This is a genomic window from Nonomuraea sp. NPDC049725 (genome assembly GCF_040674795.1).
GTDB lineage: Bacteria > Actinomycetota > Actinomycetes > Streptosporangiales > Streptosporangiaceae > Nonomuraea > Nonomuraea ceibae.
Genome location: NZ_JBFANJ010000004.1, coordinates 630,432 through 642,911 on the forward strand (window position 1 = coordinate 630,432; position 12,480 = coordinate 642,911).

Here is a 12,480-nt window from a genome sequence, read left to right on the forward strand (position 1 = left end):
CGCCGGTAACCATGGATATGCGTGGCATGCTCATCTCCGTGGATGCCGAAGAACTCGCCGCGAGATGGCGAGAGCGCCTGGAATCCTGGGCCATTCCGCCGGAGATCCTGGCCGCGGCCCCGGTCGATCCGTGGGGCTATCCGGTGAGCCGGTTCACCAGCCGCACCGACAGAGCGCTCGCCGAGCCCGACGACGGGCCCACCATGACGCGCGTGCGGCAGGCGCTGCCCGAGGGCGGCACGCTGCTGGACGTCGGCTCGGGACCGGGCGCCTCGTCGCTGCCGCTGCGCGAGCGCATCGGCCACCTCTACGCCGTCGACAGCTCGCCCGAGATGCTCGACGAGCTCTCGGCCCGCGCCGACAAGCTGGGCGTGCGCACCACCGCGATCGCGGGCCGCTGGCCCGACGTGGCGGCCGAGGTGCCCGAGGTCGACGTGTCGGTGGCCGCGCACGTGGTCTACAACGTTCCCGACCTGGCGCCGTTCCTGTTCGCGCTGGACTCGCGCACCCGGCGCCGCGTGGTGCTGGAGCTGCCGCACCGCCATCCCATGAGCTGGCTGGCGCCGCTCTGGCAGCACTTCCACGGCGTCGACCGTCCCGTGCGGCCCGTCGCCGAGGACTGCGTGGCGCTGGCCGCCGCGCTGGGCTTCGCGGTGCGCGTGGAGGAGCGCGAGGCCCCGCTGGAACGATTCAGCTCCCTGGAGGAGCTGGCCGCCAGCGCCTGCCACCGCATCTGCCTCGACCCGGCGCGTGCCGACGAGGTGGCGCGCACGGCGCAGGAGATGGGGATGTGGCCGATGCCCCGCGACCGCTGGGTCACGATCTGGTGGGAATGATCGCGGCCCGGGGCGCGTTCCGTGTTGTGAGCACAGCTCCCGGACGAGACGCGCCGTACCCGGTAGGTAAAGACGACGCATGACACTGCAGTCCCGCTGAAGGAGTCATGCCACGATGGCCTGGATCATCCTCGTTCTCGCCGGCGTCGCCGAAGTCGCGATGGCCCTGTCGCTCAAGCTCAGCAACGGTTTCACCCACGTGTGGTGGTCCGTCTCCTTCCTGCTCACCGCGCTCCTGAGCTTCGGCATGCTCGCGTACGCCCTCAAGTCCCTCGAGGTCGGCACCGCGTACGCCGTGTGGACCGGCATCGGCGCGGTCGGCACGGCGGTGCTCGGCATGCTGGCCATGGGCGACGACGTCTCGGCGATCCGCCTGATCTCCATCGGGCTCATCCTGGCCGGGGTCGTCGGGCTCAACCTGGCCGGCGCGCACTAACCGGCTTGACTCGATTGCCGGTGTCGCGATTGAGTGGCCGGATGATCGAGATTCACGCTGTGACCATTGACTGCGCCGACCCGTACGAGCTCGCCACCTGGTGGAGCAAGGCCACGGGCCTCCCGCTCGGCGACGGCGACATGCCGGGCGACGACGAGGTGATGCTGCGCACCAAGCACGATCCGTTCCTGCTGTTCATCCGGGTGCCGGAGGGCAAGTCCGTGAAGAACCGGCTGCACCTGGACGTCAACGGCACCGAGGGCCGCACCCGCGACCAGGAGGTCGAGCGCCTGCTCGGCCTCGGCGCCACCATCTACGACGACCGGCGCGACGAGAACGGCATCGGCTGGGTCACCATGCGCGATCCCGAGGGCAACGAGTTCTGCGTCTGCCGGAGCGAGGCCGAGCGGGCCGCCTCAGCGAGCTGAGCGCGCCCGGCCCTGCATGGTGAGGGTGAGCACGGCGGCGATCACGTAGACGAGCAGTCCGTGCCAGCCGGCGTGCACCGCCGAGCCGAACACGCCCTCCCCGTCGAGCACGAGCTGCACCGGGTAGTCGAGCACCGCGGTGATGCCGGCCGGCAACAGCGCGAACTTCCACGGGTGGCGCAGGCCCCACACGCGCGCCTGCCGGGTCACCCGGTCGCCCTCCTCGGGCTTGGACACCGCGCCCACGGCCGCGATCAGCGCGAACAGGCTGATGCCCAGCCCCAGCGCCCACACCATGTCGCCGCCGCCGCCGAGCAGCCCGACCCCGAAACTGGTCGCGGCGACGGCGCCACCGCCGATGGCGGCGGCCTTCCACGGGGCGCCGCGCAGGGCGGCGGCGGACAGCGAGACTTCATCACGTCGGGTGATTTCGTTCATGTCCTCAGCGTGCCTCCGGCCGCCCCCTGCCCACATCGGGGATGGACCCTGACCAGTCCCTGACATGATGCAGTTCATGCGAGATGTCACGATTGAGCAGTTCGGCGCCGGCGAGTGGGAGCGGCTGAAGGCGATCCGCCTGCGCGCGCTCCAGGAGGCGCCTGACGCGTTCGGGTCCTCCTACGAGCGGGAGAGCGCGTTCACCGCCGAGACGTGGGCTGAGCGGCTGTCAGGGTCGTGGTGGCGGGTGGCCGTCATCGACGGCGGCGACGCCGGGCTGGTGTGCGTGCGGGTCGAGGAGGGCCGGGCGCACCTGCTGTCGATGTGGGTCGCGCCGGAGGCCCGGGGCCGCGGGGTCGCCTCGCGGCTGGTCGACGCGGCCGTCGCGCACGCCAGGGAGGTCGGCATGGACGAGGTCGAGCTGTGGTGCGTCGACCACAACACGGCGGCCAGGGCGCTGTACGCGAGCAAGGGGTTCACCCCCAGCGGCAAGAAGATGGGCCTGCCGTCCAACCCCGACATCCCCGAGTCCCACTATGTCCTGTCCCTGCTCTTCCGCCGGGCCCGCCGGGACGACGTGCCCGCGATCGTGGCGATGCTGGCCGACGACCCGCTCGGCGCCACCCGCGAGGGCGACCCGTCCGACGAGCGCTACCTGGCCGCCTTCGACCGCATCGACGCCGACCCGTACGACGAGCTGATCGTCGCCGAGCGCGACGGCAAGGTGATCGGCACCATGCAGCTCACCTACCTGGCCGGGCTGTCGCGGCTGGGCGCCGAGCGGTGCCAGATCGAGGCCGTCCGGGTCGCCGCCTCCAGCCGGGGGGAGGGGCTGGGCCGCAGGATGATCCAGTGGGGCGTCGACCGGGCCCGCGCCCGGGGCTGCGCCATGGTGCAGCTCACCTCCGACAAGTCCCGCGCCGACGCGCACCGCTTCTACGACTCGCTCGGCTTCACCGCCTCGCACGAGGGCTACAAGCTCGCGCTGAGCTGAGCCAGCATCCACCTGCACCAGTCGGCCCGGTGCCGCTCGTAGCCGAGCCCGCACCGCAGCGTCGCGTAGTTGCCGAAGCGCGGGTCGCCGATCGGCGGCGGCCCGCCGAACAGCTCCTCCTCGCGCTCGTAGTCGGCCAGCCTGGCCTCGTGGCGGGCGAGCTGGTCGGCGAAGAGCCGCCGCAGCGCCTCCGGCTCGGCGAGCCAGGCCGTGTAGGTCTTGAGCACCAGCTCGTCGCGCTCCGGCCGCTCGCGCGGCGGCTCGGTCACCCACTCGCGCAGCGCCGCCGTGCCCGCGCCGGTCAGCCGGTAGATCTTCTTGTCCTGCGGCCCGGGCCCCGCCTGCGTCTCGTACGCGACCAGCCCCTCGGCCAGCAGTTTCTGCAGCTCGGTATGGATCTGGCTGTGCCTGGCCGTCCAGAAGTAGGCCACCGGCCGGCGCATCGCCTGGGCGATGTCGTACCCGGTGCGCTCGCCGCGGGCCAGCACGGCGAGGATCGCGAATCCCAGCGTTGAGGTCATGGTGCGTCCAGAGTATTGTTCCTGGCAACTATGTCACTTCTGACATAGTCTCAGAGAAAGGGGCGGCCATGCGCGCGATAGTCGGCTCGTTGGGACTCGTACTGGTGCTGACCGCTTGCGGAGGCGCGGTCAGCACCTCGGCCGCCCCCAGCCCGTCACCACCCCCCAGCGCCACCCCGACCCCCACGCCCACGCCGACGCCCACGCCGACGAAGGCCAAGGCGAAGGGCCCCAACGTGAGCGGCTGCTACACCCGCGACGACGGCAAGATCTTCACCTACGGCGACGACATGCCCGGCGTCATCACCGGCAAGGGCGAGGTCGGCGTCGTCATCACCTACGAGCGGCGCGGCAACGTGTGCTCCTGGCGCCCGCTGTCCGACCGGCTCGTCGCCGCCGGCTACCGCGTCCTGCTGTACGCGCGCAAGTCCGTCGACCTGCCCGAGGACACCGCGCTGGCGATGGCCAGGCGGCTGGCCAAGGAGAAGGGCGTCGAGCGGGTCTTCCTGGCGGGCGGCTCGATCGGCGCCACCGTCTCGGCGACCGCCGCGCTGGAGCTGGGGGACAAGGCCGCCGGGGTGATCGCCCTGTCAGGCGCGATCGACGCCGCCGAGGCCGCGAAGCTGAAGGTGCCGCTGCTCCAGATCGGCACCGAGCACGACAGCTACGGCGGCGCCGACGACCTGCAGACCGCGCACGACGCCGCCACCCGCGCCCCCGACCGGCAGATCCACGTCATCAAGGGCGAGAGCGCGCACGCCTCCGACCTGTTCCGCGGCCCCTACGCCACCGAGGTCATCGACCGGGTCGTGGCGTTCATGGACCGGCACAAGGGCTGAGCTCCACCAGGTTGTCGTGGTAGACCGCACCCCTGCCCAGGTCGGCGTCACGCTCGGCGACGACCGTGTTGGGGTTGGCGCCGCCCGGGCTGAGCTTGGGCCAGCGGCCCTTGGGCGAGGCCACCACGCCGGGCGCCACCCGGTCGCTGATCTCGACGTCGGCCAGGAAGCCGCCGCCGGCGTTGTGCACCCGCACCCGCTGCCCGTCGCTCAGCCTGCGCGCCCGCGCGTCGGCCGGGTTGACCAGCACGACTGGCTCCTTGGCCCGCCGCCGCAGCTCCGGGTTGTTGCCGAAGGTGGTGTTGAGGAACGTGTGCGGGGCCGGCGTGATCAGCGTCAGCGGGTACGGGCCGCGCCCCGCCGTGCGCGCCGACAGCGACGGCACGTACGCCTTGCCCGGCGGCGGGAACCGCAGCCGGCCGGACCGGGTCGGGAAGCCGTCGGCGTGCGGCGTGAAGGGATCGGGGTAGTTCATCCGCACCCAGCCCTCCTTGCGCAGCCTGTCGACGGTGATGCCCTCAAGCGAGGAATGCCCGCTGGACAGCAGGTTCTCGGCCAGCTCCAGATCCGTGTCGAACAGGGACGGCTCGGTCATCCCCATGTGCGCCGCCAGCCGGCGGAAGGTCTCGGTCGTCGACAGGCACTCGCCCGGTGGCGGGGTGGCGGGCTCGTTCCACAGGAGGTAGAGGTGGCCGTAGCCGGCGTGCAGGTCCATGTGCTCGGTCTGCATCGTCGCGGGGAGCACGATGTCGGCGTAGTCGACCGTGTCGGTGGGGAACTGCTCCATGACGACCGTGAACAGGTCGTCGCGCATCAGCCCGCGCCTGATCCGGTTGCTGTCGGAGGTCGAGCCGACCGGGTTCGCGCCGTAGACCCACAGGCACTTGACCGAGTCGGGGTCGGCCAGCTCGGAGGCCAGCCTGGTCATGGTGAGCGTGCGCACCGGCTTGGCCAGCAGGTCGTCGCGCGTGTCGATGTTGACGTGCACGTGGTCGCTGGTCGAGTAGGCGACGCCGCCGCCCGGATGCCGCCAGTCGCCGGTCACGGCGGGGATCGCGGCGATGGTGCGCATCGCGGTGCCGCCGCCCTCGTGGCGCTGGATGCCCATGGTGGCGCGGATCGCGGTGGGCCGGGTGTGGGCGAGCCTCATCCCCAGGCTGTGGATGTCGGCGGCCGGGATGCCGGTGATCTCCGCCGCCGTCTCGACCGGATATTTCAGGATCTCGGCGCGGAAGCTCTCCCAGCCGTCGGTGTGCCGGGCCAGGAAGTCCTCGTCCTGCGCGCCCTCAGCCAGCACCACGTTCAGCAGGCCCAGCGCGAGCGCCGCGTCGGTGCCCGGCCGGATCGCCAGATGCTGGTCGGCCTGGTCGGCGGTCCTGGTGCGGATCGGGTCGATCGCCACCACGTGCGCGCCCTCGGCCCGCGCGTCCTGCACGAACTTCCACAGGTGGTGACCGCTGGTGAGCGTGTTCGTGCCCCACAGCAGGATCAGCCGGGACTGCGCGAAGTTCTCCGGGTCCATGCCGCCGGCCGTGCCGTTGGTCAGCCGGAGACCGGAGGTGCCCGCCGCCGAGCAGATGTTCAGCCAGTGCCGCGAGGCGCCCAGCATGTTCCAGAACCGGCGGCCGGCCACGCCCTCGCAGCCCTGGAGGTAGCCCAGCGTGCCCGTGCCCTGGTAGGGCCAGATCGCCTCGCCGCCGTGCTCCTCGACGATGCCGCGCAGCCGTACGGAGATCTCCTCCAGCGCCTCCTCCCAGGAGATGCGCTCGAACTGCCCGGACCCCTTGGGGCCGGTGCGGCGCAGCGGGTGGAGGATGCGGTCGGGCGCCCGCGTCTGCTCCAGGTAGCGGTTGACCTTCACGCACAGCGCGCCGCGCGTATAGGGATGGTCGGGGTTGCCGCGCATCTTGACCGCTTCGCCGTCCCGCACGGTGACCACCCAGGAGCAGGTGTCCGGGCAGTCAAGCGGACACGCTCCCAGCACCTTCAGTTCGCCCGACATGCGTCACAGCTTATGTGGAGCCCCTGCGGCGCGGTCAGGGGGAGTTCACGGTAGAAATCAAGGTGAAGGGTTGGAGCTCCACCGACACGGGGCTCACAGATCGTACGATGCGCCCGGAAAGGTGCAGAATCACTGTCGGTGGCCGAAATCAGAGAAAGCGAAGACGCGGAGGACCTCTCGGAAGGGGATCCAGCCGTGGGCGAAGCGCGCGCTGACGCGGACGTCTACGTCGTCGAGCCGCTCCTGCCCCAGCGCCTGCGCAGGCCCTCCGACCTGCTGCGGCTGTTCGCCACGCTGCTCACGCTCGGCGCGGTGATCCTGCTCGCGCTGGTGGCCAAGCAGACGCTCAGCGGCCTCGAACGCGACGTCAGCGAGGGCACCGCCCTGGTGCCGCTGCTCAGCCGCGTCGCGACCTTCGTCGGCGGCGCGGCCGTCCTCATCGTGCCCGTCGCCTTCGCCGTCGAACGGGTCTTCCACCGCGACGGCCTGCGCGTCGCCGAAGGGCTCATCGCCGCCATCGTCGGCATGGTCGGCTCGTTCCTGCTCGGCCAGTGGCTGGTCGGCGGCAACGTCGACGACCTCGGCAGGCTGCTCACCGGCGGCCGGCCCATCGAGCCGCTCAACACGCTGCTCACCTCCGTCACCGCCTACGCCACCGCCGTCCGCATCTCCCGCCGCCCCACCTGGCGGGCGCTCGTGTGGACCGTGATCGGCCTCGACATCCTGGCGCTCTACTCCGGCGGCCAGATCACCCTGCCCGGCGCCATCGTCACCGTCCTGGTCGGCATGGCGATGGGCTACGCCACCCTGTACGGGATCGGCAGCCCCAACACCAGGCCGCCCGGCAACGCCGTCGTGGCCACGCTGCGCAGGCTCTCGTTCTCCCCGGTGTCGGCCCGCCGCATCGAGGACGACCACCAGGGCAGCCGCCGCTACGCCGTCGGACTGGCCGACGGCGCGAGCCTCGACGTCACCGTGCTCGACCGCGACCGCCAGGTGGCCGGCCTGCCGTACCGGCTGTGGCGGCGCATCCGCCTCAACTCCGAGACCCGGCGCAAGGCCATCAGGTCGCTGCGCGCCGAGCTGGAGCGCGAGGCGCTCATGGCCTACGCCGCCCAGGCCGCCGGGGCCAGCACGCCCCGCCTGCTCGGCACCAGCGAGATCGGCACCGAGGCCGCGCTGCTCGTCTACGAGCACCTTGACACCCGGCCGCTCGACGAGGTGCCCGACGAGGAGATCAGCGACGACGTCCTCGCCCAGATCTGGGAGCAGGTCTCGCTGCTGCAGATCCAGCGTCTCGCCCACCGCAGGCTGACCGGCGACGGCATCCACCTCGACCGGGCCGGCCGCGTCGTGCTCACCGACGCCCGCAGCGGCGAGATCGCCGCCGGCGACCTGCTGCTGCGCCTCGACATCGCCCAGCTCCTCACCTATCTGGCGCTGCGCGTCGGCGCCGAGCGGTCCGTCAGGGCCGCCAGCGCCGTCATGGGCTCCGACGCGCTGGCCACCGCCATGCCGCTGCTCCAGCGCATCGCGCTCACCCGCGAGACCCGCGCCGCGCTGAAGAAGGACAAGCACCTGCTCACCGCGATCCGCGAGCAGATCGTCGCGCTCAAGCCGCAGAGCAAGCCGGAGGAGATCCGGCTGGAGCGCTTCCGGCCGCGCACGCTCGTCACGATCATCGCCAGCACGTTCGCCGCCTACATCGTGCTGTCCCAGCTCAGCCGGGTCGACGTGGTGCAGGTCGTCACCACCGCCAACTGGGCCTGGACCGGCCTGGCGCTGCTCGCCTCGTTCGTCAGCTTCGTGGCCGCCGCGCTGATGCTGCGCGGCTTCGTGCCCGAGCACCTGCCCCTGTGGCGCACGGTGCTCGTGCAGTTCGCCGCCTCGTTCGTCAAGCTCGTCGCGCCCGCGGCCGTCGGCGGCGTCGCGATCAACACCCGCTACCTGCAGAAGCGCGGCATCGTCCCGGCGCTGGCCGTGGCCAGCGTGGGCGCCTCGCAGCTCGTCATGATGGTCTTCCACATCGGCCTGCTGCTGTTGTTCGCCTACATCACCGGCTCCAACACCGCCACCACGTTCACGCCGTCGCGCGGCCTGGTCGTGGTGCTGCTGTCGGTGGCGCTGCTGGTCGTGGTGCTGTTCGGCATCCCGCCGGTGCGCCGGTTCATCACCCGGCGGATGCAGCGGCTGTTCGCCAACGTGCTGCCCCGGCTGCTCGACGTGCTGCAGACGCCGCGCAAGATGATCGAGGGCGCCGTCGGCACCCTCATGATCACCATCGCCTTCGTGGCCTGCCTCTACGCGTGCGTCCACGCGTTCCGCGGTGAGATCGACTTCACCACGGTCGCGGTCGTCTACCTCACCGCCAACGCCATCGGCTCGGCCGCGCCCACGCCGGGTGGCCTGGGCGCGGTCGAGATCTCACTCACCGCCGGGCTGAGCGTCGCGGGAGTGCCGCCGACCCTGGCCACCTCGGCCGTGCTGCTCTACCGGCTGCTCACGTTCTGGCTGCCGGTGCTGCCGGGCTGGGCGTCGTTCACCTACCTGCAGCGGCACGAGGCCCTGTGATCTCGTCGATCGCCTTGAGCTCGTCCTCGGTGAACGCCGGGCCGTCCACGCACGCCACGTTGTCCTCCAGCTGACGCACGCTGCTCGCGCCGATCAGCACGCTCGTGACGCGCGGGTCGCGCAGCGTCCACGACAGCGCCATCTGGGCCAGGCTCTGCCCGCGCCCCCTGGCCAGCTCGTCCAGCGAGCGCGCCAGCTCCACGTCGATCTGCTTCTCGCTGAGGAACCGGCTGGTCGCCGCCCGCGAGTCCGCCGGCACGCCCTTCAGGTAGCGGTCGGTCAGCAGCCCCTGCGCCAGCGGCGAGTAGACGATGCAGCCCATGCCCGCCTCCTCCAGCGTGTCGAGCAGCCCGCCCTCGATCCACCTGTTGATCATCGAGTAGGACGGCTGGTGGATGAGCAGCGGCGTGCCCAGCTCCCGCATGATCCTGGCCGCCTGGGCGGTCTGCTCCGCCGAGTAGTTGGAGATGCCCGCGTACAGCGCCTTGCCCGAGCGCACCGCCCGGTCCAGCGCGCCCATGGTCTCCTCCAGCGGCGTGTCGGGATCGGGCCGGTGGCTGTAGAACACGTCCACGTACTCCAGGCCCATCCGACCCAGCGACTGGTCCAGGCTGGCCAGCAGATACTTGCGCGATCCCCATTCGCCGTACGGGCCGGGCCACATGTCGTAGCCGGCCTTGGTGGAGATGACCAGCTCGTCCCGGTACGCGGAGAAGTCCTGCCGGAAGATCCGCCCGAACGTCCGCTCCGCAGACCCGTACGGCACGCCGTAGTTGTTGGCCAGGTCGAAGTGCGTCACGCCCAGGTCGAAGGCCCGGCGCAGGATCGCCCGCGAGTTCTCCAGCGGCCGGTCGTCACCGAAGTTGTGCCACAGCCCCAGCGACACCGCCGGCAGCTTCAGCCCGCTGCGCCCGCTCCGGTTGTACGGCTGCCGCTCGTAGCGGGCGGCGTCGGCCTCGTACGTCATGCTGTCCCTCTTTCGATGATCCACGACAGGGCGAACGCCTCCTCGCGCCAGGCGTCGTACCGTCCGCTGCGCCCGCCGTGTCCCGCGCCCATCTCCGTCTTCAGCAGGAACGGCCCGCCCTTGGCCGTGGCGCGCAGCCGCGCGATCCACTTGGCCGGCTCGTGGTAGAGCACCCGCGTGTCGTTCAGGCTGGTGATCGCGAGAATCGGCGGATACGTCCTGTCGTCCACGTTCTCGTACGGCGTGTACCCCTTCATGTACGCGTACACGTCCGCGTTGTGCAGCGGGTCGCCCCACTCGTCCCATTCGATCACCGTCAGCGGGAGCGACGGGTCGAGGATCGTGTTCAGCGCGTCCACGAACGGCACCTCGGCCACCACGCCAGCGAACTCCTCCGGAGCCAGGTTGACCGCCGCGCCCATGAGCAGCCCGCCCGCCGAACCGCCCCTGGCGATCACCCGGCCGCTCCACCCGGCCTGCTTGAGATGCCGGGCCGCGGCCACGAAGTCGGTGAACGTGTTCTTCTTGCTGGTGAGCTTGCCCTCCTCGTACCAGCGCCGGCCCATCTCGCCGCCGCCGCGCACGTGCGCGATCGCGAACACGAACCCCCGGTCGAGCAGCGACAGCCGCGGCACCGAGAAGCCCGGGTCGATCGACGTCTCGTAGCTGCCGTACCCGTACAGCAGCGTCGGAGCCGGCAGCGTCGTGTCCTTGCGCTTGACGACGGAGATCGGGACCTCGGTGCCGTCCTCGGCCGTGGCCCACTCGCGGAACTGCTCGTAGTCCTCGGGGTCGTAACCGCCGAGCACCGGCCGCCGCTTCAGCAGGATCAGCTCCCGCGTGGCCAGGTCGTAGTCGTAGACGCTGGCCGGCGTCACCATGCTGGTGTAGGCCAGGCGCAGCCGGTTCGTCACGAACTCCGGGTTCCCGGCCGGCCCGACGTCGTAGAGCGGCTCCGGAAAGTCGATCTCGTACGGGGCTTCGCCCTCGGGCAGCACCCGCAGCCCGGTCAGGCCGTCACGGCGGAAGTGCACGACGGCGTGGCCCGCGAACGCGTCGATCTCCAGCAGCCGGGTGTCCTCCCGGTGCTCGATCACCGGCGTCCAGACGCCGGGGTCGTCGAGCGGCGCGGTGGCCAGCTCGAAGTTGCGCGCGTTCTCGTTGTGGAGCACGTAGAAGAAGTCGCCCGCGTGCTCGATGCCGTACTCGACGCCGGTCTTGCGGGGCCGCACCAGCCGGAACTCGCCCGCCGGGTCGGCGGCGTCGAGGATGCGCACCTCGCTGGTGATCTTGCTGCCCGCGCCGAGCACCAGGTAGCGCTCGCTGCGGGTCAGCCCGATGCCGACCCAGAACCGCTCGTCGGTCTCCTCGTAGACGAGCACGTCCTCGCTGGTGCCGAGCGTGTGCCGGTAGACCTGGTAGGGCCGCCAGGCGTCGTCGACCCGCGTGTAGAAGAACGCCGACCCGTCGGCCGACCAGGCGCCGCCGTAGAAGATGTCGGTGATCTCGTCCTCGAGCAGCTCGCCCGTCGCCAGGTTCTTGAACCGCAGCGTGAAACGCTCGTCGCCCTTGAAGTCGGTGGAGTAGGCCAGCATCGTGCCGTCGGGCGAGACGGAGCTGGTGCCGACGGAGAAGAACGGGCTGTCGCCGGCCAGCTCGTTGCCGTCGAGGATGACCTGCTCGCGGTCGAGGCGCTCGCCCGGCGTGATCTCCGGCGGCGTGTCGCCGTCGGCGGGCACGCGGCAGGAGGTGGCGTACTGCTTGCCCTCCTCGGTGCGGGAGAAGTACCACCAGCCGCCCTTGCGGCTCGGCACCGACAGGTCGGTCTCCTGCGTGCGGCCCTTGATCTCCTGGAAGACCTGCTCCTGGAGCTCGGTCAGATGGGCGGTCTCCTCCTTGAGAAAGGCGTTCTCCGCCTCCAGGTAGGCGATCGTCTCCGGATCGTCTTTGTCGGTAAGCCAGGCGTACTCGTCGATCACGGTGTCGCCGTGATGGGTGCGCTCAGCCGGAACCTTCTTCGCCACAGGGGGCGTGTTGCCTCTGCTCACGTGGGGGAGTCTATGGTCGGCCGTGATCGATTTGTGGCCTGGCGGCGCAGGCAACACGGCACGAACGGTCTTGGGCGCTGCTAATCTTTAGAAGCCGACGCGGTGCGGCGCAACCCAACCTCCTCACTCAGGTGATTTCGGTATGGGCTGTGCGACTGGCGAAGGCACTCCTCGCAAGCTGGTAAGTTAGCGGGGCGTCGAAATTCCAGCAGGTCGAGCGAGTCCGGTCAATTTGACAGAGACTTGAACGGCTGAAAGAATTAAGACACAACGAAATGAGCGCCTCTCGCAGGACTGGGGAGCAAGCGTCCGTTTCTTGAGAACTCAACAGTGTGTCAAAAGCCAGTGCATGAAGTTTTTCATGCAACACCTCGTCAAATATGACGGAGATAATGTTGCC

The 12,480-nt window shown here is 70.6% G+C and carries 12 protein-coding genes, 1 pseudogene and 1 riboswitch; of the genes and pseudogenes, 7 read left to right on the forward strand and 6 right to left on the reverse strand.

The window, feature by feature from the left end; translation table 11 throughout:
• Positions 1-38: 38 nt before the first annotated feature.
• The 3 genes from AB0J53_RS14145 to AB0J53_RS14155 all read left to right on the forward strand — a co-directional run bounded on the left by AB0J53_RS14145 (position 39) and on the right by AB0J53_RS14155 (position 1,700).
• Complete coding sequence (locus tag AB0J53_RS14145; protein ID WP_364171962.1) at positions 39-836, forward strand: class I SAM-dependent methyltransferase; 798 nt, start codon at positions 39-41, stop codon at positions 834-836.
• Positions 837-854: 18 nt separating this feature from the next.
• Positions 855-918: riboswitch (guanidine-III (ykkC-III) riboswitch) on the forward strand.
• A gap of 33 nt (positions 919-951) precedes the next feature.
• Complete coding sequence (locus AB0J53_RS14150) at positions 952-1,272, forward strand: multidrug efflux SMR transporter (RefSeq protein WP_219506487.1); 321 nt, start codon at positions 952-954, stop codon at positions 1,270-1,272.
• Between the two features lie 59 nt (positions 1,273-1,331).
• The gene (locus tag AB0J53_RS14155) at positions 1,332-1,700 is read left to right on the forward strand and encodes a VOC family protein (protein WP_357593924.1); all 369 of its coding nucleotides are present in this window, start codon (positions 1,332-1,334) and stop codon (positions 1,698-1,700) included.
• On the opposite strand, the gene AB0J53_RS14160 is transcribed toward AB0J53_RS14155, so the two are convergent.
• Positions 1,689-2,138 carry a hypothetical protein gene (locus AB0J53_RS14160; protein ID WP_219506484.1) on the reverse strand — a complete coding sequence of 150 codons (450 nt, stop codon included), beginning with the start codon at positions 2,136-2,138 and terminating at the stop codon, positions 1,689-1,691. The two genes, AB0J53_RS14155 and AB0J53_RS14160, sit on opposite strands and share 12 nt — an antisense overlap.
• Positions 2,139-2,214: 76 nt before the next feature.
• Between AB0J53_RS14160 and AB0J53_RS14165 the strand changes: the two are divergent.
• Positions 2,215-2,619 (forward strand): annotated as a pseudogene (locus tag AB0J53_RS14165) (GNAT family N-acetyltransferase); the annotation flags it as partial.
• 114 nt (positions 2,620-2,733) lie between these two features.
• Positions 2,734-3,132 (forward strand): GNAT family N-acetyltransferase, encoded by a 399-nt coding sequence (locus AB0J53_RS14170; protein ID WP_364171998.1) that lies wholly within the window; start codon positions 2,734-2,736, stop codon positions 3,130-3,132.
• Here AB0J53_RS14170 and AB0J53_RS14175 read toward each other — a convergent pair.
• Positions 3,111-3,653 carry a PadR family transcriptional regulator gene (locus tag AB0J53_RS14175; RefSeq protein WP_357593920.1) on the reverse strand — a complete coding sequence of 181 codons (543 nt, stop codon included), beginning with the start codon at positions 3,651-3,653 and terminating at the stop codon, positions 3,111-3,113. The two genes, AB0J53_RS14170 and AB0J53_RS14175, sit on opposite strands and share 22 nt — an antisense overlap.
• An 89-nt stretch (positions 3,654-3,742) precedes the next feature.
• Between AB0J53_RS14175 and AB0J53_RS14180 the strand changes: the two genes are divergently transcribed.
• The gene (locus tag AB0J53_RS14180; protein WP_364171965.1) at positions 3,743-4,492 is read left to right on the forward strand and encodes a hypothetical protein; all 750 of its coding nucleotides are present in this window, start codon (positions 3,743-3,745) and stop codon (positions 4,490-4,492) included.
• On the opposite strand, the gene AB0J53_RS14185 is transcribed toward AB0J53_RS14180, so the two are convergent.
• Entirely contained in the window at positions 4,470-6,494 is a 2,025-nt protein-coding gene (locus AB0J53_RS14185) for a molybdopterin-dependent oxidoreductase (RefSeq protein WP_364171967.1), read from the reverse strand. The genes AB0J53_RS14180 and AB0J53_RS14185 overlap by 23 nt on opposite strands.
• Before the next feature lie 195 nt (positions 6,495-6,689).
• On the opposite strand from AB0J53_RS14185, the gene AB0J53_RS14190 reads away from it, so the two are divergent.
• Positions 6,690-9,065: a lysylphosphatidylglycerol synthase transmembrane domain-containing protein gene (locus AB0J53_RS14190; protein ID WP_219506440.1), complete on the forward strand. Its 2,376-nt coding sequence runs from the start codon at positions 6,690-6,692 to the stop codon at positions 9,063-9,065.
• Here the strand turns inward: AB0J53_RS14190 and mgrA are convergent.
• The 3 genes from mgrA to AB0J53_RS14205 form a co-directional block, all read right to left on the reverse strand.
• Positions 9,034-10,032, reverse strand: coding sequence for an L-glyceraldehyde 3-phosphate reductase (gene mgrA / locus AB0J53_RS14195; protein WP_364171969.1), 999 nt, complete (start codon positions 10,030-10,032; stop codon positions 9,034-9,036). The genes AB0J53_RS14190 and mgrA overlap by 32 nt on opposite strands.
• Positions 10,029-12,080: a S9 family peptidase gene (locus AB0J53_RS14200; RefSeq protein WP_364171971.1), complete on the reverse strand. Its 2,052-nt coding sequence runs from the start codon at positions 12,078-12,080 to the stop codon at positions 10,029-10,031. The genes mgrA and AB0J53_RS14200 overlap by 4 nt, the downstream gene beginning before the upstream one ends.
• 127 nt (positions 12,081-12,207) lie before the next feature.
• Positions 12,208-12,480: hypothetical protein (locus AB0J53_RS14205; protein ID WP_364171973.1), on the reverse strand; the 273-nt coding region annotated here is incomplete at its 5' end.

What these genes read in the sequence shown, in the direction of transcription:
- AB0J53_RS14150 (WP_219506487.1), top strand. Translation starts at nt 952, where the DNA reads ATGGCCTGGATCATCCTCGTTCTCGCCGGCGTCGCCGAAGTCGCGATG.
- AB0J53_RS14160 (WP_219506484.1), bottom strand. Translation starts at nt 2,138, where the DNA reads ATGAACGAAATCACCCGACGTGATGAAGTCTCGCTGTCCGCCGCCGCC.
- AB0J53_RS14170 (WP_364171998.1), top strand. Translation starts at nt 2,734, where the DNA reads ATGCTGGCCGACGACCCGCTCGGCGCCACCCGCGAGGGCGACCCGTCC.
- AB0J53_RS14175 (WP_357593920.1), bottom strand. Translation starts at nt 3,653, where the DNA reads ATGACCTCAACGCTGGGATTCGCGATCCTCGCCGTGCTGGCCCGCGGC.
- AB0J53_RS14185 (WP_364171967.1), bottom strand. Translation starts at nt 6,494, where the DNA reads ATGTCGGGCGAACTGAAGGTGCTGGGAGCGTGTCCGCTTGACTGCCCG.
- mgrA (WP_364171969.1), bottom strand. Translation starts at nt 10,032, where the DNA reads ATGACGTACGAGGCCGACGCCGCCCGCTACGAGCGGCAGCCGTACAAC.